Consider the following 21,723-nt stretch of genomic DNA (forward strand, 5'->3'; position numbering starts at 1 on the left):
GCCCCGGATTGGCTCCGGGGCAGCGTGGGTATTAGCGTTTAATACTAGCCGTCACATAGTTCACCGATAAATCCCGATCCGACAGGGACCATGACCATGCAATCGGGTTGAATACAAAACCGGTGCGGTTAACAGGCTCTAACCCAGCGGTTTTGATCAATTCGACCAGTTCGTTTGGCGTGATGAATTTGCTCCATTCATGGGTGCCTTTGGGCAACCAGCGCATGATATGTTCCGCCCCGATGATCGCCACCATATAGCTTTTGGGGTTGCGATTGATGGTGGAGCACAGCATCAACCCACCCGGTTTTAGCAATTGCCGACAGGCGGTCAGATAGGCCAGCGGGTCGGCCACATGTTCGACCACTTCCATATTCAGCACCACGTCGAATTGCTCGCCTGCTTCTGCCAGCGCTTCGGCGGTGGTGTGGCGGTAATCAATGTCCAGCCCTTGTTGTTCGGCATGGATCTGCGCCACCGGAATGTTGCCTTCGGCGGCATCGGCGCCCACAACATCGGCCCCCAGCCGCGCCATTGGTTCGGATAGCAAACCGCCACCACAGCCAATATCAAGCAGACGCAAGCCCTTGAACGGTTCCGGTCCTGTTAGATCGCGGTCAAATTGTTTGGCAATCTGCTGTGTGATATAATCCAGTCGGCAGGGGTTCATCATGTGTAGCGGCTTGAATTTCCCGTTCACATCCCACCATTCCGCGGCCATTGCCTCGAATTTGGCGACTTCTGCGGGGTCAACTGTTGTCTGCGCGGCTTGCATTCTGAACTCCATGTGATCAATTAGGGGGGTCACGAACCCTATATAGGCCTTTTATGGATAGGAACGCAGGGCAAAAAAGCGCATCCCACTATCTTTTTGCGCAAATCGCACCGTTTGATACGCGGATGCTGGACGTGGGCGATGGTCATCGCGTCTATGTCGAGCAATGCGGCAATCCCGATGGCGTGCCTGTGGTGGTGTTTCATGGCGGACCCGGCGGTGGCTGTAGCCCCGCGATGCGCCGCTATTTTGACCCTGCGGTTTACCGGATCATTCTGTTTGATCAACGCGGGTGCGGGCGGTCGACCCCGCATGCGGATGTTGAAAACAATACCACATGGCATCTGCTGGCCGATATCGAGCGGATTCGCACGACGCTGGATATTGACCGCTGGCTTGTGTTCGGCGGCAGTTGGGGTGCCACGCTGGCGCTGACCTATGCCATCACCCACCCAAGCCGCGTGGCTTATCTGGTGCTGCGCGGGGTGTTTCTGATGACGCGGCGGGAACTGGACTGGTTTTATGGCGGCGGGGCCGGTGCGTTCTGGCCCGACCTGTGGCAGGATTTTGCCCAGATGGTTCCGATTGCCGAACGCAACGATCTGATCTCGGCTTACCACAAGCGTCTGTTTGGCGAGGATCGCAATACCCGGATTGCCTTTGCCCGCGCGTGGGCTGCTTGGGAAAATGCCCTTGCATCGATCATCAGCAATGGCCCCTCTGCCCAATCCCCTGCCGAATATGCGCTGGCGTTTTCACGGCTGGAAAACCACTATTTCTATAACGGTGGCTTTCTAGGGCATGACAGCTGGATCGAACAAAACCTGCATAAAATTTCACATATTCCGGCAACGATTGTTCAGGGCCGGTTTGACATGATCTGTCCGCCGCTTTCGGCGTGGACGGTTGCGCAGGCTATGCCCAAGGCCGATCTGCAAATGATTCCAATGTCCGGCCATGCCCTGTCAGAACCCGAAATCACTGCGGCACTGGTGCACACGATGAACCTGTTGCGTCGCAAACGTGATGTTTTGGGGATGTAAGCGGGTAATATTTGCCTTGTCGTGGCGGTGTCGGATGCGATACCACGGCCCATAACTTTTTCGGAGACTAGGTAATGCGTATTGCGATGATTGGCACAGGGTATGTCGGGCTGGTGTCAGGTGTTTGTTTTTCCGACTTTGGGCATGACGTGGTTTGCGTTGACAAGGATCCCGACAAAATTGCCATGCTGGAACGCGGCGAGGTGCCGATTTACGAGCCGGGTCTGGATGATCTGATGGCGAAAAACGTCCGTGACGGGCGGCTGTCCTTTACCGGTGATCTAAAGGCGGCGGTGGCTGATGCCGATGCGGTGTTCATTGCCGTTGGCACGCCGACACGTCGTGGTGATGGCCATGCCGATCTGACCTATGTCTATGCGGCGGCCGAGGAAATTGCCGATGCGCTGACCGGCTATACTGTGGTTGTCACCAAATCGACTGTGCCGCTGGGCACCAACCGGCAGGTTAAGCGGGTGATCCGCAAGACCAATCCGGATGCGGAATTCGATGTGGCCTCGAATCCTGAATTCCTGCGTGAAGGGGCGGCGATTGACGATTTCATGCGGCCGGATCGCGTGGTTGTCGGTCTGCATAGTGATCGTGCCAAAGACGTGATGGACGATATCTATCGCCCACTTTCGTTGCGGGATTTTCCGGTGGTCTATACCGATCTGGAATCAGCCGAGATGATCAAATATGCCGCCAATGCGTTTCTGGCGACCAAGATCACCTTTATCAACGAAATCGCCGCGCTGTGCGAACGCACGGGGGCCGATGTCAAAGACGTGGCCAAAGGCATGGGTATGGACGGGCGGATCGGTGATAAATTCCTGCACGCCGGTCCGGGGTATGGCGGGTCTTGTTTCCCCAAAGATACCAGCGCGCTAGCGCGGATGGGGCAGGAACACGCAGTGCCGATGCAGATTACCGAAACGGTGATCAAGGTGAATGACGAAATCAAGCGCCGGATGATCGACAAGGTGATGAACCTGTGCGACGGCAGTGTAAACGGCAAAACCGTTGCCGTTCTGGGCGTGACGTTCAAGCCGAATACCGATGATATGCGTGATGCCCCTGCATTAACCATTGTGCCCGCGCTGGTCGGTGGCGGGGCCAAGGTGCGGGCGGTTGATCCCCAAGGCCACCGCGAGGCCGAACATCTTCTGCCCGGCGTTCACTGGGTCGAGGATGCCTATAAGGCTGCGCATAACGCCGATGTGGTGGTGATCCTGACGGAATGGAATGAATTTCGCGCGCTGGATCTGAAACGCATGGCCCGCAAGATGAACACAGCCCGAATGGCCGACCTGCGCAATGTTTACAGTCCCAAAGACGCCAAGCGCGCCGGGTTTCAGGCCTATGTTTCCATTGGCCGCAAAGACATGCGCATAGACAAAGACGGCTAAAACCCCGATTATGGGGTAAGTGATTGGTTATTAAGGGCAGTTCGTGAATATCCTTGCGGTAACATCCATGCGCAACGAAGGGCCGCATTGCCTGGAATGGATCGCCCACCATCTGGCGGCGGGGGTCGGGCATTTCCTGATCTATACCAATGATTGTGACGATGGCACCGACCTGATCATGGATGCGCTGCAAAACGCCGGATTAGTGACACATATCAGGCAAACGCCGACTGGCAAACGAACCGTGCAATGGCAGGCGCTGAAACATGCGGGGGATCATCCGCTGGTGGCGGATGCGGATTGGGTTCTGATCACGGATAGCGACGAATTTATCAACCTGCGCCCGCCTTTGGCCAGTTTGCAGGATATGATTGCCAAATTACCCGAAGGCACGGATGCGGTAGCGATGCCCTGGCGGCTGTTTGGCAATGCAGGGCAGATCGAAATGCAGGATGCCATGACGATCGAAACCTTTAGGCGTGCTGCCCCCCTTGGCAACTGGTTGCCCACCACGCATTTTTTCAAATCCCTGTTTCGTCCCGCCGCGTTTCGCCAACTGGGGGTGCATCGACCCAAACGCAACAAGGATCGCGTGCCGAACTGGGTCGAGGGGGGCGGCAACCCATTGCCGGAATGGTTTGCGAAGAAGGACGCGCGAATCAATCTGTTTGGCGTCGGGGTCAGCAATGCGATGGTGCAGTTGAACCATTATTCGCTGCGCTCGGCGGAATCCTTTCTGGTGAAACGTGCGCGCGGGTTGCCCAACCGGACGGATCGTGAAATCGGCCTGGGTTATTGGATCGAGCGGAATTTCAACACGGTTGAAGATGACAGCATCCTGCAAATGTTGCCCGCTAACAAGGCAAAGCTGCAAGAGCTGATGGAGATTGAATCAGTCTCTAACCTGCATAAAGATGCTTTTTTGGCCCATCAATCGCGGTTCCAAAAGATGGTCGAGGATCAGGATAATGTCGAACTGTTTTGGCATTTGGCGATATGTGGTGACACCAAACCGCCCGCTTTCGAATTATATCGCACGCAAATTGGCCGCTATTTGAAGGCAATACAAAACGATGGCAAATAATGGCATGTTCCAGAAACGCACCCTGAATGTGCAACGCTTCGGTGATGTTACTTTGCTGGATGCTATTGCTATGCCGGATGGTGCACGGTTGTTTTTTGCTGCCAACACGCCAATGGATAAATTCAGGGCGGGAAAAGGCACCGAGATCGTTGATATGCGCAGTGTGGGTGATGCGCCGATTTTGACTTGCACTCTGACTGGGGACGTTACGGTTTCGGTTTCCGTTGGTGAGGCGGATATCGAAGTTGTGCCGGGCGCGGTGGAGACCGACCTGTTCGAAGGGCTGAACACGGGATTTGCCATACGTAATGGTGAAACGCTGGAAACCACGCTGGATTGGCTGGAATACCACGTTGAACACCACGGTATGAATGCTGCACTGATACTGGATCGTGCCCAGCCGAGAAGTGACAAACCTTTTGCGAACAAACTGAAAAACAAAGCGTCCAAGATCAAAGGGCTGAAACGGCTTGTTTTGCTGGATTCGCCCGTGCCACTGGGCAAACCCGATTTGCCGCCCGAAGCACACCCCTTCAATGTGCCCGGCGCACCGGGCAAGGACCGGATGGAGATCCCGCCCGCCGATCCGTGGACATCACCGCTGGGCGAATTGCAACTGTTCGAACTGGCCCGCCTTCGATTTCTGAATACCGCCCGTGCCGTGATGACGATCGAGATGTATGACCTGCTGGTCAAGCGCAAAGGGCCAAATGTGTTTGATCGCGCCACAAAGGCCAGTCATGGCTGTATCCAGCTGGACGGTCACCAGATTTATCCGTGGCGTGTGCGGCCGAACCAGCCGGCGCGGTTCGGCGACCACATTTGCCGCCAGTTTGATGCCAAGGGAACACGCAAACGGTGGTGCGTGGCACCTACGGTGGCCAAGGAAAACACCGTTTGGCGCCTGATCCGTGTGGTGGGCGCGCCGCCTGCTGCGGATGAAACAGCGCCGTATTTGCGGTGTATGGCCCTGCGCCATCCAACCGAAACCGTGTCAAAAATTGTGCCCAAAACCAGCCTGATCGAGGATAAGCATCTACTGGATCTGGCACAGAATATTTTCAACTATAAACCGGTCCGAACGCCCGAGGAAAACGCCGAAAAACGCAAGAAAGGCGAAACTCGCACCTGCATTGTCACGACGATGAAAAACGAAGGCCCGTTTATTCTGGAATGGCTGGCCTATCACCGTGTGATCGGGGTGCAGGATTTTCTGGTCTATACAAACGATTGCACCGACGGCACCGATACCATGCTGCAAATGTTGCAAGGTAAGGGGCTGGTGCAGCATCGCGAAAACCCGTTCCGCGAATCCGGCCTGAAACCGCAACACGCCGCATTGCAGGCAGCCGATAACGAACCTATGGTGAAAAACGCCGATTGGCTGATCTGTATGGATGTGGACGAATTTATCGACATCAAATGTGGCAATGGCACGCTGAATGCGCTGTATGGTGCGATCGGGGATGCCAATATGATCTCGCTGACATGGCGGCTGTTTGGCAACAACAATGTGCACGAGTTCAAGGATGGTCTGATCATTGAACAATACACCCGATGTGCCGAGGAATTTATCCGCAAACCGCATCAGGCATGGGGTTTCAAGACGCTGTATCACAATGTCGGGATTTTCAAGAAGATGGGTGTGCATCGGCCCAAGGGTTTGAAGCCGCAACTGTGGGAAGACATCAATTGGGTGAACGGTTCGGGCAGGCAAATGCCCAGCGAAATGTATCGCAATGGCTGGCGCTCAACCGTGACGACCTATGGTTATGATTTGGTGCAGTTGAACCATTACGCAGTGCGAAGTGCCGAAAGCTTCCTTGTTAAACGGGACCGTGGGCGGGTGAACCATGTCGATCGGGATCAGGGGCTGGTTTACTGGTTCCGGATGAACAACAACGCGATAGAAGAACGGTCAATCCAGCGGATGATACCGGCCGTTCGGGCGGAAATGGACCGGTTGATGGCCGACCCCGATATCGCTGCTGCGCATGCCTATTCGGTAGAAAAGCACAGCGCCAAGATCAGGGAGCTGAAAGCAACTGACAGCTATGCAGCGTTTTACAAGGAACTGACCGACCCGAGGCTGGAAAAACTGTCGCGGATGCATTCCCAGTTCGGGCGCAACGTGTTTTTGCAAGGGCCTAGCGTGATACCGGATGAAATTGCCGACAAAGACCCGGACGAGGATTTCTTCTTTACTGTCAAGGATGGCGAAACGGTGCATTAACAACAGTTTGGGTAAACGATGGGGGCTTTCGTTGACAAACCTCTTGCCGCAATTGATATGTTTCTCAACGTATATAGAGCAGGTAATGTAACGCAGCTACCTATTGGCTGGATGTTTTGAAGTATCGAGGAATCGTATGGCCCTCCCGACAATTGGCACACTATGGATTGGTCCTGAACTGGGCTGGATGGAACAACTCTGCCTCAAATCATTTCTGGATCACGGGCACGAGGTGCTGCTGTATACCTATGACAAGGTCGGAAACGTGCCCAAAGGGGTGCGGATGGCCGATGCCAATGATATTCTGCCGTCGGACAATATTATTCTCCATGCCAACACTGGCAGTCCCGCCTATCACGCCGATATTTTTCGCCTGCATATGTTGCAACAGACCGATAACATCTGGGCCGATACAGATGCGTTTTACTGTCAGCCTTGGGATATTAAAAGAAAAAATTGGTGTGTTATGCTTGGATTCGGATGGAAGTTTTGTCGAACCGGACCAGGCCATTCATGCCTATAAGGATGAATTGCAAAAGGCCGGCGTAGATAAATCCGCTGTTCGTCTGGTGACCAAACGCAAGATGCTGAAAACTTATGATGTCATTGCCTAGATCGGTAATTTTGGCACCCGCTATAAGATCAAGCATATCAAACCGCCCGCAAATCCATTTTGTGGGAACTGGACCATCTAACGTTTTATAAACTGCTACGCAAACGCCATGATTTTCTGCGATATCAACGGGAATTGGCAAACCTTGCACTGGACCGTGGCCGACCCGAATTGGCGCGTCGGGTCTGCCGCTATGTGCTGGCACAACGCAATGACAGGTTCTTCCGGAAAATGCTGACTAGAATTGCGAATGATTATAGTTAAATAGTACACAACCCAACCCACCTTGAGGCGCCCTTTGAAAAGGTGATATGCTGACAGGCAGTAACCAGAGCGGACCGCAGAAAATTATGCGCACAGATATCAACATCGTTTACCATCTGGGGGCGCCTTATACGGATAATGAACAGGTGACATGGTCCTTACGCAAGGATGCAGCCCTTTTGGCAGAACAGAAAGTGTATCTGCGCCGCCCAAGATTATACCGTCCCCTTATTTCGAAAATGGTTCAGGAACTACAGGGTGAAAAACCATCGGTTGCCGACCAGGAATATCTTCTGAATTCGATAATCGGAAAAGAAAAGATCAAGCGTTTGTTCATGTCAAACAGCAACTTCCTGGGGATTCCGGCATGGATGTTTTACGGTGGCAAGTTTTACGATAATGCAGGTAAGAATACAGCAGCCATCAGAAACCTTTTCCCTGACAACCCATGTGAATTTTTTCTTGGGAGTGCTAATCCTGCTGTCTTTATTCCGAATGCATTCAGGGGGCAGAAGAAAAAGAAATACCCGCAATTCATGGAAAATATTGATTTGGCAACAGTCCGCTGGTCAGATGTAATTACCAGAATTCAGGACGCAAACCCTGATTGCCCGATCACCATTTGGTGCAATGAAGACAGCCCCGTAATCTGGCCAACCATATTACACAAGATTGCTGCAATAGACCCCAAGATAATCTTAAAGGGGGAAAATGACATTGTTAACATGATCATATCAGAAGAAGGCCAAACCCTTCTGGCGAAATATCTGGCGGATCGCCCGAACCTGACCGATGCGCAGCGTCGCCGTTTACGAATTGTTTTTCTGGAACGGTTCTACCTAAGTGATGTCGTGGAAGAGGTAATCGACCTGCCCGGCTGGACGGATGAAACCGTTGAAGCACTGACAAAAATTTACGATGACGATGTAAACCGCATCAAACAAATGGATGGTGTGACGTTTCTGTCCCCATAAGACAATCGCAAGAACAAGGCCCCTATTATGCGCACAGCCCTCGTTACCGGTTCCGACGGATTTATCGGATACTTTACCAGCAAGCGGTTGCTAGAGGCCGGATTCCGCGTGATCGGTGTTGATGCGATGACCGACTATTACGATGTTTCGCTGAAAGAACGCCGTCATGAAATGCTGTTGGAATCTCCGCAGTTCACCGCGATCAATGCGCGGGTTGAAACCCCCGATATGCTGAAAAACCTGATGCGGGATGAAGGGGTGGATGTGGTTGTCCATCTGGCGGCACAGGCCGGCGTGCGTTATTCGATCGAGGATCCGAAATCCTATGTGCAGGCCAATCTGCTGGGCGCTTACGAACTGCTGGAAGCCGCCCGCGCCTGTCCGCCACAGCATTTGCTGATGGCCTCGACATCATCGGTTTACGGCGCCAATACGCAGATGCCTTATAAAGAAACCGACAAGGTGGACACACAGATGTCCTTCTACGCCGCCACCAAAAAGGCGAACGAGGCGATGGCGCATTCCTATGCCCATCTGTACGGTATCCCGACCACCATGTTCCGGTTTTTCACCGTTTACGGCCCCTGGGGCCGCCCCGACATGGCGCCGATCAAATTCGCCAGGGCGATTTATGCGGATGACGCGATAGATGTTTACAACCACGGCAAAATGAAGCGCGACTTTACCTATGTCGAGGATCTGGTTGAAGGTATTTTGCGCCTGATTGATGCGGTGCCGGTGCGCCCGGAATCTGAAGATGTGATTGAGGAAGGCGACAGCCTTAGCCCCGTTGCGCCGTTCCGGCAGGTGAATATCGGCAATGCCGAACCCGTGCCATTGATGGATTTCATCTCAGCGATGGAAGAGGCTATCGGGCGCAAGGCGAAAAAGAATTTCATGGATATCCAGCCCGGTGACGTGCCGGCCACATGGGCCGATATCTCCCTGCTGAAACGGCTGACGGGATATGCGCCGAAAACCGATGTGCGCACAGGGGCAAAGAAGTTTGTGGAGTGGTATAAGGAGTATTATAACGTCTCTTGATGTGTGGGTGTTAATCGCCCCTTGCAGACTCGCCCGCCTTCCCCTATATGCTTGACCAACAGCGGCGCGCTGGCTTCCACCCCCAACGCCCACCGGAATTCTTAACGGGCCGCGCGCCCGTTTTTTTGTGCTTTTGCAAATGCTGCAAATGTGCCGGAAAACGGCCACCACCAAAGATATAAGAACGGACCAAATGAACGACCTGATTGCAAAAGCGGCGATTGACCGCAAACTGGCAGAAATTGTCCAGCCCGTCATCGAGGGGCTGGGATATGAGCTGGTGCGTATTCGCATGATGGGCGGCAAAACCAAATCGTTGCAGATTATGGCCGAACGTCCCGAAGGCGGGATCGAGGTGGATGATTGCGCCAAGATTTCGACAGCGGTTTCTGCTATACTGGACGTCGAAGACCCGTTCGAGGACCCCTACGCGCTGGAGGTTTCCAGCCCCGGCATCGACCGCCCCCTGACCCGTTTCAAAGACTTTGACATGTGGAACGGATACGAGGCCAAGATCGAAACAGAAGAACTGGTCGATGGTCGCCGCCGCTTTAAGGGCGTGCTGGCAGGTACCAACGACGACGAGGTTATGATCACCATCGAAGAAGGCACCATCGGGCTGAAATTCGATTGGCTGTCGGACGCCAAACTGGTTCTGACGGATGAACTGATCACCGAAATGCTGCGCCAACGCAAGGCGAGCGGCGACATTAACGAAGACGATTTCGACGAGATCGAAACCACTAACCCGGACACGGAAGAGGGCTGAAAATGGCTATTACCAGTGCAAACCAACTAGAATTGCTGCAAACCGCCGAGGCGGTCGCGCGCGAAAAGATGATCGACCCCGAGTTGGTTATCGAAGCGATGGAAGAAAGCCTGGCCCGTGCCGCCAAGTCGCGTTACGGCATGGAAATGGACATCCGCGTGTCGATCGACCGTAAAACCGGCAAGGCAACCTTCAAGCGTTTCCGCACGGTTGTGGCCGAAGAAGAGCTGGAAAACTATCAGGCCGAGTTCACCGTAGAACAAGCCAAGGAATACATGGATGATCCGCAAATCGGGGATACCTTTGAAGAAGAGGTTCCGCCGGTTGAAATGGGCCGTATCGCCGCGCAATCCGCCAAGCAGGTGATCCTGCAGAAGGTGCGCGAAGCAGAACGTGATCGCCAGTACGAAGAATTCAAGGATCGCGCCGGCACCATCATCAACGGTGTGGTCAAACGCGAGGAATACGGCAATGTCATCGTGGATGTGGGCCGTGGCGAAGGCATCCTGCGCCGCAATGAAAAAATCGGCCGCGAGAGCTATCGCCCGAATGACCGCATCCGTTGCTACATCAAGGACGTGCGCCGCGAAGTTCGCGGCCCGCAGATTTTCCTGAGCCGCACCGATCCGCAGTTCATGGCGGAATTGTTCAAGATGGAAGTGCCGGAAATTTACGATGGTATCATCGAAATCAAGGCCGTTGCACGCGACCCCGGTTCGCGCGCCAAGATCGCCGTGATTTCCTATGATGGCTCGATTGATCCCGTGGGTGCCTGCGTTGGTATGCGCGGCAGCCGGGTTCAGGCCGTTGTGAACGAACTGCAGGGCGAAAAGATCGACATCATCCCGTGGAACGAAGATGCGCCAACCTTCCTGGTGAACGCCCTGCAACCCGCCGAGGTTTCCAAGGTGGTTCTGGACGAAGAAGCCGAACGGATCGAAGTTGTGGTGCCCGACGAGCAACTGTCGCTGGCGATTGGTCGCCGTGGGCAGAACGTGCGTCTGGCCAGCCAGTTGACAGGTCTGGACATCGATATCCTGACCGAGGCCGAAGAATCCGAACGCCGCCAGAAAGAATTCGCTGAACGCACCGCGCTGTTCATGGAGTCTCTTGATGTGGACGAATTCTTTGCGCAACTGCTGGTCGCCGAGGGCTTTACCTCGCTCGAGGAAGTTGCCTATGTGGAAATCGACGAACTGCTGGTGATTGACGGTGTGGATGACGATACCGCCAAAGAATTGCAGGCCCGCGCCCGTGACAAACTGGAAGCCGCCAACAAAAAGGCAATGGAGCATGCCCGTGAACTGGGTGTTGAAGACAGTCTGGTGGCCTTCGAGGGTCTGACCCCGCAAATGCTGGAAGCGCTGGGCGAGGATGGCGTGAAAACGCTGGAAGACTTCGCAACCTGCGCTGACTGGGAACTGTCGGGTGGCTGGACAACGGTCAATGGCGAACGTGTCAAAGACGAAGGCGTGCTAGAGAAATTCGACGTATCGCTGGAAGAAGCGCAAAACATGGTGATGACCGCGCGTATCCAGTTGGGCTGGGTTGATCCGGCTGATCTGGTAAGCGACGAAGAAGAAACCGAAGACGGTGAAACAACTGCGGAGGCCGAGGTCTGATTTTTCAGGCCTCAGGGTTTGAAAAATGGCACGAGGTGGTCACAAAAAGGTTCGGGACACGTCCGAACGGCGCTGTATCGTCACTGGCGAGACACAGCCCAAGGCTGGCCTGATCCGTTTTGTGGTGGGGCCGGATAATGTGATTGTGCCGGACCTGCTGGAAAAATTGCCCGGAAGGGGCATTTGGGTCACTGCTGATCGTGCAACGCTGGAAAAGGCCGTTAAAAAGGGTCTTTTTGCGCGGGGTGCGAAACAGGCGGTGACTGTGCCGGATGATCTGGTCGATGCAGTTGAAGCGGGGTTGGTAAAGCGGGTCGTTGACCTGATTTCACTGGCCCGCAAGGCCAGCCGTGCCGTGACCGGATACGAAAAGGTCAAAGGCTGGCTGATGACGGAACGTGCAAGGGTGCTGATACAGGCCGTTGACGGTTCCGGTCGGGGCAAATCCAAGCTGCGATCGCCCGAAGGAAAGGATACTTTCATCGGTATTCTAACGGCGAACGAATTGGGTTTGGCATTTGGACGGGAAAATGTGATACATGGCGCGCTTGCGGCTGGTGGACTCACACAACGTGTTGTAGAGGAAGCAGCAAAGCTGAAAGGCTTGCGCGGAAATGTTGGTGAAAGCACCGACGAGAAGGGTTTGAGGACCACATGAGTGAGAATGACGGCAAAAAGACATTGGGCATCAGCGGTGCCCGCCCCGGGAATGTAAAGCAAAGCTTTAGCCACGGGCGCACCAAGAATGTCGTGGTGGAAACCAAACGCAAGCGCGTGGTCGTGCCCAAACCGGGCATGAGCAAGCCAACTGTGGGCGGCAAGAACAAGGTTATTAAAAGCGATCCTTCCAAGCGGCCCGCCGGTATTTCCGATGTGGAAATGGACCGCCGCTTGAAGGCGCTGAAACTGGCCAAGGCGCAAGAGGTCGAAGATGCGGCCCGTCGCAAGGCCGAAGAAGAAGCCCGCGCCGCCGAGCGCGAACGCCGCAAGGCCGAGGCCGAGACCAAGGAACGTGAAGAGCAGGAACGCGAAGCCCGCGTGAAAGCCAAAGCCGAAGAAGAAGAGCGCAAGCGCACCGAGGCTGCCGAAGCCGAGACCCGCGCCAAGGTAGCAGCGGCGCAACCGCCTGCTGCTGATCCGGCTGTTGCGGCACCCCGAGGGGGTGCAGGCAAACCGTCCGCAGCGCCACGCAAACAGGATTATGACCGTGATCGCCAGAACAAGGGCGGCAAGACCCGCAATGATGGCCGCCGGTCGGGCAAGCTGACGCTGAATCAGGCGCTGTCGGGGGGTGGTGGACGCCAACGCTCGATGGCGGCAATGAAACGCAAACAGGAACGCGCCCGCCTTAAGGCAATGGGTGGTCCGGTTGAACATGAAAAAGTGATCCGCGATGTTAAAGTGCCCGAAACCATTGTGGTTTCGGAACTTGCAAACCGGATGGCCGAACGTGTGGCCGATGTGGTCAAATCACTGATGAACATGGGCATGATGGTGACGCAAAACCAATCCATCGATGCCGATACCGCAGAACTGATCATCGAGGAATTCGGCCACAAGATCAGCCGCGTATCCGACGCTGATGTCGAGGATGTGATTAAAAAGATCGAGGACAAGCCCGAAGATCTGAAACCACGTCCACCGGTCATTACAGTAATGGGCCACGTTGACCACGGGAAAACATCCCTGCTGGACGCAATCCGCCACTCCAAAGTGGTGTCTGGCGAAGCCGGCGGTATTACCCAGCATATTGGCGCCTATCAGGTGAAAACCGATGATGGCCAACTTTTGACCTTCCTTGATACACCCGGCCACGCGGCGTTTACGTCGATGCGTGCCCGCGGGGCGCAGGTCACGGATATTGTTGTGCTGGTGGTTGCGGCGGATGACGCTGTGATGCCGCAAACGATCGAGGCGATCAACCACGCCAAAGCAGCCGGTGTACCGATGATCGTGGCGATCAATAAAATTGACCGTCCGAACGCCGACCCTGACAAAGTGCGCACCGATTTGTTGCAGCACGAAGTTATCGTCGAGAAAATGTCGGGTGACGTTCTGGATGTCGAAGTATCGGCCATCAACGGAACCGGTCTGGACAAGCTGCTTGAGGCGATCAGCCTGCAAGCCGAACTGCTGGACCTGCACGCCAACCCCGATCGTGCCGCAACAGGTGCCGTGATCGAGGCCAAGCTGGACGTGGGCCGTGGCCCAGTTGCAACGGTTCTGGTGCAGAACGGCACGTTGCATCGTGGCGACATCTTTGTTGTCGGCGAGCAATACGGGCGCGTTCGTGCGCTGATCAACGATCAGGGGGAACGTGTCGAAGAAGCCGGCCCATCGGTTCCTGTCGAGGTATTGGGCCTGAACGGCACACCGGAAGCCGGTGATGTTCTGGATGTGGTCGAAACCGAGGCTCAGGCCCGTGAAATCGCTGATTTCCGCGCCCACGCTGCCAAGGAAAAACGCGCCGCAGCCGGTGCTGCCACCACGCTGGAACAATTGATGGAAAAGGCCAAGGAAGACGAAAACGTCGCCGAAATGCCAATTCTGGTGAAGGCCGATGTGCAAGGTTCCGCCGAGGCGATCGTTCAGGCGATGGCCAAGATCGGCAACGACGAAGTGCGCGTCCGGGTTCTGCACTCGGGTGTTGGCGCGATTACCGAATCCGATATCGGCCTAGCCGAAGCATCGGGTGCACCGGTGATCGGGTTTAACGTGCGTGCAAACGCATCTGCCCGTAAGGCCGCCAACCAAAAGGGGATCGAGATCCGCTATTACTCGATCATCTATGATCTGGTGGACGATGTTAAAGCCGCTGCTTCTGGTCTGCTGAGCGCCGAAATTCGCGAGAACTTCATCGGTTACGCCAAGATTCAGGAAGTGTTCAAAGTGACCGGCGTTGGCCGTGTTGCCGGTTGTATCGTAACCGAAGGCGTTGCCCGCCGTTCGGCCGGTGTACGCCTGCTGCGCGACAATGTGGTGATCCACGAAGGCACGCTGAAAACGCTGAAACGCTTCAAGGATGAAGTGGCCGAGGTTCAGTCGGGGCAGGAATGCGGTATGGCGTTCGAGGCTTATGACGATATTCGCCCGGATGATGTGATCGAGATTTTCGAGCGCGAAGAGATCGAGCGCAAACTGGACTAGATCAACATTGCGTTAAAATGACAAAAGGGAAGGCTTTGGCCTTCCCTTTTCTATTTGGTGGATGCGGTTGTTACTATGCGGTGTTTACCGGCTTGCCTTCGTAGACCTTGTTATCGACACGTACGGCAATTTTGCCGTTCGATAAGGCGCGCACAAAGACACCCTGCACAGAAACACAGCTTCCTAAAATGATTGTTCTGACCATTTCATACACCTCCCCAGGCAAATAAACCTATTAAAACAACCCTAACACGAGGAAAAATGAAGTCACCAGTAAACTGGTTAAATTGTTCCTAAAATGGAAACGGCAAACGCATGGCTTATAGCCAATCCCGCAACACCGGAATAAGGGGCACATCGGCGGGCGGCATGGGATAATTGCGCAAGTCTTTGACATTAACCCATTTTAAGGTCTGCCCCTCTTGTGGTTGCGGGGTGCCTTCCCATTTTCGGCAGGCGAAAAGCGGCATCAGCAAATGGAAATCATCATAGCTGTGACTGGCAAAAGTCAGCGGCGCCAGACAACTGGACCATGTGTTTATGCCCAGTTCTTCATCCAATTCGCGAATCAGGGCGGCTTCGGGGGTTTCGCCGGATTCAACCTTGCCTCCCGGAAATTCCCACAGGCCAGCCATGGATTTCCCCTCGGGGCGTTGGGCCAAAAGAATACGCCCGTCGCGATCAATCAGGGCAACGGCAGAAACCAACAGAGTTTTCACGAGCGATAATCCGCATTTATTTCGATATAGCCATGGGTCAGATCGCAGGTCCAGACGGTGGCCTTGCCCGCGCCGATCCCCAGATCGACGGAAATCAGCAATTCGTCGTTTTTCATGTGTTTGGCGGCGTCTGCTTCGGAATAATCTGGTGAAACCCGGCCGTTTTCAGCCACTAACACATTGCCAAAGGAAATCGACAGGCGGTCGCGGTCGGCCTGCGCACCGGATTTGCCGACGGCCATCACCACGCGGCCCCAGTTCGGGTCTTCGCCAGCGATGGCGGTTTTGACCAGCGGGGAATTGGCAATGGCCATGCCCACACGGTGCGCATCGGCATCACTATCAGCGCCGGTGATGCGGACCTCGACAAATTTGGTTGCGCCTTCGCCATCCTTGACCACCTGATGCGATAGCTCGCGCATTACGTCGTGCAGCGCGTCAAAGAAAGGGCCGTTCATGTCGGTAATTTCATCGGCAGATGATTTTCCGGTCGCTGCTAGCAACAGGCTATCCGAGGTCGATGTATCGCTGTCCACCGTGATACAGTTGAAGGTTTTATCGGTCAGTGCTGTCAGCATATCCTGCAACAAGGGCTGGGCGATTTTGGCGTCGGTAAAGATATAAACCAGCATCGTCGCCATATCGGGGGCAATCATGCCCGACCCCTTGGCGATACCGGCAATTTTGATGTCGCCGCTTTCAGTCTGCACGACCGCACTGGCCCCTTTGGCAAAGGTATCGGTTGTCATAATTGCGGCGGCGGCATCACGGATGCGGTCAGGCGACAAGCCGGTTTTCAGGTCGGCCAGTTTGGCGGTGATCCGCTCGAACGGCAGGGGTTCGCCGATCACGCCGGTTGAGGCAGAAAACACGCGGGTTTGCGGCACATCCAGTATGTCGGCCACGGCAGCGGTGATTTTTGCAACAGCATCCAGCCCGTTTTGTCCGGTAAAAGCGTTGGCATTGCCAGAATTCACCACAATCGCACCACCCTCCGATGGATCATTGCCAATTTTGGTCTGACAATCCAGCACGGGGGCCGCGCGGGTGGCGGATTTGGTAAACACGCCCGCAATAGTGGTTCCGGGGCAAAGCCGTGCCAGCATCACATCGGTGCGCCCGTTGTAACGCACGCCTGCCTCGATCGCGGCAGATTCGACGCCCTCAATGACAGGTAGATCAGGAAAGCCACCCTTGGGGGCAAGCGGCGAAACAGAGGCATGGCTCTGCCCCTGTTTCAACTGCTTTTTCAGCTTCTTGATCTTCTTCTTCAGCTTTTTGACTTTGCCCATCAAAACCGGCCTTTAGTTGTCGATCAGCTCAGGATGGCTCAGAACCGACGCCGGAACGGTTTCTTCGTCCGCGCGTGTAATTTCAGCCCCTTTGGTGGCGTCTGCCATGATCTGTTCAACCAGCTTTTGCTGAATTTCCGCTTCAAGCTCGTCTTTTACATCTTCCAGTGCCGGGGCGTCTTTCAAGCGGGTTTCATTCAGCTTCAGAACATGCCAGCCAAATTGGGTTTTGACCGGGTCGGATATCTCGCCGGCCTTCATCGTAACGACGGCGTCTTCGAACGGCTTGACCATCATGCCCTTGCCAAACCAGCCGAGGCTACCGCCGTTGGGACCGGATGGGCCGGTGGATTTTTCTTTGGCCAGTTCGGCGAAATCGGCGCCTTCGTCCAGCTGTTTCTTGATCGCTTTGGCTTCGTCTTCGGTTTCGACCAGAATGTGCGAGGCGTTATATTCCGTTTCCGGTTCCATATTGGCATAGCGTTCATCATAGGCGGCCTGAATGGCCTCGTCTGTGATGGCTGCACGCAGTTTCTGGTCCATAACGTAACCGGCACGCTGGGCGTTCAATTCATTTTCTGCAGTCAGCTTGATGCGCAAGGGCACTTCACCTTCCAGGGATTGTGATAGTGCAACTTGTTGAATCAACTGCTCAACCAGCCCGGGGAATAAAACATCATCCGGCAGGGCCTGATATTGTTCCGGCAAGCTGCCTTTGACAGCAAGAACATGGCCAACGGTGATCTTTTCACCATTCACTGTTGCGACAACAGTGTCAGCTGTGGGTTCTTCTGCCAGGGCGGGTAGGGCCAGACCCGCAACCAGTATCGCAGAAAGCCAGAATTTATTGCGTTTTAACATCTATTTCGTCCTCAGATCGGGTTACACGGGCGCGTAACATTGACACTACCTTAACAGCTGCTTACATCGCCGAAGGGTCTTTGGCGCAGGCTGCACTTAACTTCTTGTTCGTATGTAGGACGCACAAGGGGCAGGGGCAAGGGACAGTCGCTCACGATCTTTTTAAAACAGACCAAAAGGCAGAGACAAAATGCTAGGTATCGGAACCATCGCCAAGAAAATCTTTGGCACACCGAATGACCGGAAAATCAAGGCGACGCTGCCGTTGGTTGAAAAGATCAATGCGCTTGAACCCGAGTTCCAGAAACTCTCGGATGATGAAATCAAGCAAAAGACCGAAGAACTGGCCACCCGTGCACAAAAGGGTGAAAGCCTGGATGATTTGCTGCCAGAAGCCTTTGCCAATTGCCGCGAGGCCGCGCATCGCGCGTTGGGTCTGCGGGCGTTCGACGTTCAGTTGATGGGCGGGATTTTCCTGCATCAGGGCAATATCTCGGAAATGAAAACCGGCGAGGGTAAAACCCTTGTGGCGACATTTCCGGCCTATCTGAACGCGCTGACTGGCAAGGGCGTTCATATCGTTACCGTGAACGATTACCTGGCCAAACGCGATGCCGAATGGATGAGCAAGGTTTATGGTGCCCTGGGCATGACCACCGGCGTGGTTTACCCCAACATGCCTGACGGCGAAAAGAAATCCGCCTACCTGTCCGATGTGACCTATGCCACCAACAACGAGTTGGGTTTTGATTACCTGCGCGACAACATGCGTATGGACCTGTCCGAGATGATGCAGCGTGAACATAACTTTGCCATCGTGGACGAGGTGGATTCGATCCTGATCGACGAGGCCCGCACACCGCTGATCATTTCCGGCCCGTCCGATGACCGTTCCGAGCTGTATGTCACCATCGACAAACTGATTCCCGAACTGACCGATGAGCATTACGAGCTGGATGAAAAAACCCGTAACGTGACCTACACCGAAGCAGGGAACGAATTTATCGAGCAACGATTAAAGGCCGCCGGTATCCTGCCCGAGGATCAAAGCCTGTATGACCCTGAAAGCACCACAATCGTGCATCACGTCAATCAGGGCCTGAAGGCACATGTTCTGTTCCTGAAGGACCAGCATTATATTGTCCGTGACGGCGAAGTGATGCTGATTGACGAATTTACAGGCCGGATGATGCAGGGCCGCCGTTTGTCCGATGGCCTGCATCAGGCAATCGAGGCAAAAGAGGGTGTGACGATCCAGCCGGAAAACGTGACGCTGGCATCGGTGACTTTCCAGAACTATTTTCGCCTGTATGATAAACTGGCCGGCATGACCGGCACAGCCGCAACCGAGGCCGAGGAATTTCAGGAAATTTACGGTCTGGGCGTGGTCGAAGTGCCGACCAACCGCCCCATCGCACGAATTGATGACCACGATCAGGTATATCGCACCGCAAAAGAAAAATTCGAAGGTGTGGTCAAGACCATTCAAGAGGCACACGCAAAAGGCCAGCCTATGCTGGTCGGGACCACGTCGATTGAAAAATCAGAAGAGCTGTCGAACATGCTGACAGCGGCCGGTATCACGCACAATGTTCTGAATGCGCGCCACCACGAACAAGAGGCGAAAATCGTTGCCGATGCGGGTAAATTCGGGGCGGTAACAATCGCCACAAACATGGCCGGTCGTGGGACTGACATCCAACTGGGCGGCAACGTCGATATGGTTGTGATGGAGGCATTGGAAGCCGATCCCGAGGCCAACCCTGATGAGCTGCGCGCCAAGGTCGAGGCTGAACACGCCGAGGAAAAAGCCAAGGTAATCGAGGCGGGCGGTCTGTTTGTTCTGGCCACAGAACGCCACGAAAGCCGCCGGATAGATAACCAGCTGCGCGGCCGCTCCGGCCGTCAGGGTGACCCCGGGCGCTCCAGTTTCTTCCTGTCACTGGAAGATGACCTGATGCGGATTTTCGGATCCGAGAAACTGGATGTGGTCCTGTCCAAAATGGGCATGAAAGAAGGCGAGGCACTGGTTCATCCGTGGATCAACAAATCGCTGGAACGGGCGCAAGCCAAGGTCGAAGGCCGCAACTTTGACATTCGTAAACAGTTGTTGAAATTCGATGACGTGATGAATGACCAGCGCAAGGTGATCTTTGCCCAGCGCCGCGAAATCATGGAAGCGCAGGATCTGTCGGAAATCGTAAAAGATATGCGCCATCAGGTTATCGAAGATTTGGTAGATGCCCATATTCCACCAAAAAGCTATGCAGATCAATGGGATACAGAAGGCTTGTATGCCGCTGTTATGCAGCGTCTGGGCATGGACGTACCGGTAATCGCCTGGGCAAAAGAAGAAGGTGTCGACGACGAGGCCATTATTGACCGGCTGTGTGATGCATCCGACGAAATGATGGCGCAGAAGGCGGCCCAGTTCGGGCCGGATACCATGCGGTCGATTGAAAAACAGATTCTGTTGCAGACAATTGACCAGAAATGGCGCGAACATCTGTTGACGCTGGAACATTTACGCTCGGTCATCGGGTTCCGCGGTTATGCCCAGCGTGATCCGCTCAACGAATACAAAACAGAATCCTTCCAGCTGTTCGAAAGCTTGCTGGATTCCCTGCGCGAGGATGTGACCGAGCAATTGGCGCAAATTCGTCCGCTGTCCGAGGAAGAACAGCAGGCCATGATGCAGCAGGCCATGACCGAACAGCCGGAATTGGCCCAGCTTGCACCACAAGAGGAACCGACAGGCGTTGCACTTGAAGGTTTTGACGAAAATGACGAATCGACCTGGGGGAACCCGGGCCGAAACGACAAATGCCCCTGTGGTTCTGGCAAGAAATTCAAACATTGCCACGGGCGGCTGGTTTAAAGATAGTGTTGCAGTTACTGTAAAGGGGTTTTGATACGGAGGCTGCAATGTCGGGGAAACGAATTTATCCGGCGATCGGGATAGCATTACTGGCTGTCCTGATCGCCGGATATGAATTTCTAACCCGATCCGTTCCCATACCGGATACCGTTGTATCATCACGACCTGTAGCCGTTGAACCGGTTGTGACTAAGCCCAAACCCATCCCGCACGACATTGCCCGACTTGCCTTGCCAGCCGTTGGTCAGGCGCTGGCCAGGCGTGTTGGTCAGTCTGAACAAAGCTATAAGCCCCTTAAGCCCGACAACGCGCAATACAGCCTTTTGGGGTTTTCTTGTCGTGTATCGCTTGATGTAGCGCATTTGCGGGGGGATCTGGTAACACTTGAACTTGATGCCCCCTGCCAAATGGGCGTGCCGGTAATTGTCCGACATGAAGGGGTGTCGTTTACCGCTGTGACCTCGGATATCGGACGGGTTACTGTCAAAATGCCCGTGTTTAACGGGCAGGCGGTATTTAGCGTCGAGATGCCCGATGGCTCAACGATTTCCACAGAGGCACTCGTGCAAGAGGCGAATGATTACGACCATGTTGCAGTGATGTGGTCGGGGGATACGGGTTTGCAAATACACGCCTATGAACCGTTCGGTGCACATGTTTGGAGCAATGCCCCGCAGAATATTTCGATCGCCATAAAAGGGCGCGGTGGTTATGTCACCCGATTGGGCAGCACGGATTTTCCCGTGGCAATGCGGGCTGAAGTCTATAGTTTTCCTCGTCGGCAGATACGGAAAACAGGAGTTGTGCGGTTGGATCTATCGGCGGCTATAACGCCTCAAACATGCGGCAAAAACCTGTTGGCAAAAACCCTTCAGCCCGGGGTAAATGGCGGCAATACCCTGGTTGATCTGGTATTGAATATGCCCGCCTGTGATAGCGGTGTGCGCAATCTGGTGTTGAAAAATATATTCAGGGACTTAAAGATTGCGCAAAACTGAA

17 protein-coding genes are annotated in these 21,723 nt (G+C 54.5%); 13 read left to right on the top strand and 4 right to left on the bottom strand.

The window, feature by feature from the left end; genetic code table 11:
• Nucleotides 1–31: 31 nt before the first annotated feature.
• Nucleotides 32–775 (bottom strand): bifunctional 2-polyprenyl-6-hydroxyphenol methylase/3-demethylubiquinol 3-O-methyltransferase UbiG, encoded by a 744-nt coding sequence (ubiG, locus tag ACQY4M_RS16500; protein ID WP_428546353.1) that lies wholly within the window; start codon nucleotides 773–775, stop codon nucleotides 32–34.
• A gap of 53 nt (nucleotides 776–828) precedes the next feature.
• Between ubiG and pip the strand changes: the two genes are divergently transcribed.
• The 11 genes from pip to infB all read left to right on the top strand — a co-directional run bounded on the left by pip (nucleotide 829) and on the right by infB (nucleotide 14,974).
• Complete coding sequence (pip, locus tag ACQY4M_RS16505; protein ID WP_428546356.1) at nucleotides 829–1,818, top strand: prolyl aminopeptidase; 990 nt, start codon at nucleotides 829–831, stop codon at nucleotides 1,816–1,818.
• 74 nt (nucleotides 1,819–1,892) lie between these two features.
• Nucleotides 1,893–3,224 (top strand): UDP-glucose dehydrogenase family protein, encoded by a 1,332-nt coding sequence (locus tag ACQY4M_RS16510; protein WP_428546359.1) that lies wholly within the window; start codon nucleotides 1,893–1,895, stop codon nucleotides 3,222–3,224.
• Between the two features lie 43 nt (nucleotides 3,225–3,267).
• Nucleotides 3,268–4,308, top strand: a complete 1,041-nt coding sequence (locus tag ACQY4M_RS16515) for a glycosyltransferase family 2 protein (RefSeq protein ID WP_428546362.1) — start codon at nucleotides 3,268–3,270, stop codon at nucleotides 4,306–4,308.
• A 4-nt stretch (nucleotides 4,309–4,312) separates the two neighbouring features.
• Nucleotides 4,313–6,541: a glycosyltransferase family 2 protein gene (locus tag ACQY4M_RS16520; RefSeq protein WP_428546365.1), complete on the top strand. Its 2,229-nt coding sequence runs from the start codon at nucleotides 4,313–4,315 to the stop codon at nucleotides 6,539–6,541.
• Nucleotides 6,542–6,677: 136 nt separating this feature from the next.
• The gene (locus ACQY4M_RS16525; protein WP_428546368.1) at nucleotides 6,678–7,064 is read left to right on the top strand and encodes a hypothetical protein; all 387 of its coding nucleotides are present in this window, start codon (nucleotides 6,678–6,680) and stop codon (nucleotides 7,062–7,064) included.
• Nucleotides 7,065–7,465: 401 nt separating this feature from the next.
• Entirely contained in the window at nucleotides 7,466–8,392 is a 927-nt protein-coding gene (locus tag ACQY4M_RS16530; RefSeq protein ID WP_428546371.1) for a hypothetical protein, read from the top strand.
• Between the two features lie 27 nt (nucleotides 8,393–8,419).
• The gene (locus ACQY4M_RS16535) at nucleotides 8,420–9,436 is read left to right on the top strand and encodes an SDR family NAD(P)-dependent oxidoreductase (protein ID WP_428546374.1); all 1,017 of its coding nucleotides are present in this window, start codon (nucleotides 8,420–8,422) and stop codon (nucleotides 9,434–9,436) included.
• Nucleotides 9,437–9,629: 193 nt separating this feature from the next.
• Complete coding sequence (gene rimP / locus ACQY4M_RS16540; RefSeq protein ID WP_428546377.1) at nucleotides 9,630–10,205, top strand: ribosome maturation factor RimP; 576 nt, start codon at nucleotides 9,630–9,632, stop codon at nucleotides 10,203–10,205.
• Nucleotides 10,206–10,207: 2 nt separating this feature from the next.
• Nucleotides 10,208–11,827, top strand: coding sequence for a transcription termination factor NusA (nusA, locus tag ACQY4M_RS16545; RefSeq protein ID WP_428546380.1), 1,620 nt, complete (start codon nucleotides 10,208–10,210; stop codon nucleotides 11,825–11,827).
• A 25-nt stretch (nucleotides 11,828–11,852) separates the two neighbouring features.
• Nucleotides 11,853–12,485 (top strand): RNA-binding protein, encoded by a 633-nt coding sequence (locus tag ACQY4M_RS16550; protein WP_428546383.1) that lies wholly within the window; start codon nucleotides 11,853–11,855, stop codon nucleotides 12,483–12,485.
• Nucleotides 12,482–14,974, top strand: coding sequence for a translation initiation factor IF-2 (infB, locus tag ACQY4M_RS16555; RefSeq protein WP_428546386.1), 2,493 nt, complete (start codon nucleotides 12,482–12,484; stop codon nucleotides 14,972–14,974). The genes ACQY4M_RS16550 and infB overlap by 4 nt, the downstream gene beginning before the upstream one ends.
• A 320-nt stretch (nucleotides 14,975–15,294) precedes the next feature.
• Here the strand turns inward: infB and mutT are convergent, their stop codons facing one another.
• From mutT to ACQY4M_RS16570, 3 genes are read right to left on the bottom strand one after another with little or no spacing between them, the layout of a single operon-like run.
• Entirely contained in the window at nucleotides 15,295–15,693 is a 399-nt protein-coding gene (gene mutT / locus ACQY4M_RS16560; protein ID WP_428546389.1) for an 8-oxo-dGTP diphosphatase MutT, read from the bottom strand.
• Nucleotides 15,690–16,985, bottom strand: a complete 1,296-nt coding sequence (argJ, locus tag ACQY4M_RS16565; protein WP_428546392.1) for a bifunctional glutamate N-acetyltransferase/amino-acid acetyltransferase ArgJ — start codon at nucleotides 16,983–16,985, stop codon at nucleotides 15,690–15,692. Before argJ ends, mutT begins: the two co-directional genes overlap by 4 nt.
• 12 nt (nucleotides 16,986–16,997) lie before the next feature.
• Nucleotides 16,998–17,846, bottom strand: a complete 849-nt coding sequence (locus ACQY4M_RS16570; protein WP_428546395.1) for a peptidylprolyl isomerase — start codon at nucleotides 17,844–17,846, stop codon at nucleotides 16,998–17,000.
• Nucleotides 17,847–18,036: 190 nt separating this feature from the next.
• On the opposite strand from ACQY4M_RS16570, the gene secA reads away from it, so the two are divergent.
• Nucleotides 18,037–20,724: a preprotein translocase subunit SecA gene (gene secA, locus ACQY4M_RS16575; RefSeq protein ID WP_428546398.1), complete on the top strand. Its 2,688-nt coding sequence runs from the start codon at nucleotides 18,037–18,039 to the stop codon at nucleotides 20,722–20,724.
• Nucleotides 20,725–20,771: 47 nt separating this feature from the next.
• Nucleotides 20,772–21,722, top strand: a complete 951-nt coding sequence (locus ACQY4M_RS16580) for a hypothetical protein (RefSeq protein WP_428546401.1) — start codon at nucleotides 20,772–20,774, stop codon at nucleotides 21,720–21,722.
• Nucleotide 21,723: the final 1 nt, after the last annotated feature.

Source organism: Profundibacter sp. (assembly GCF_965277155.1).
In the GTDB taxonomy this organism is placed as follows: Bacteria; Pseudomonadota; Alphaproteobacteria; order Rhodobacterales; family Rhodobacteraceae; genus Profundibacter.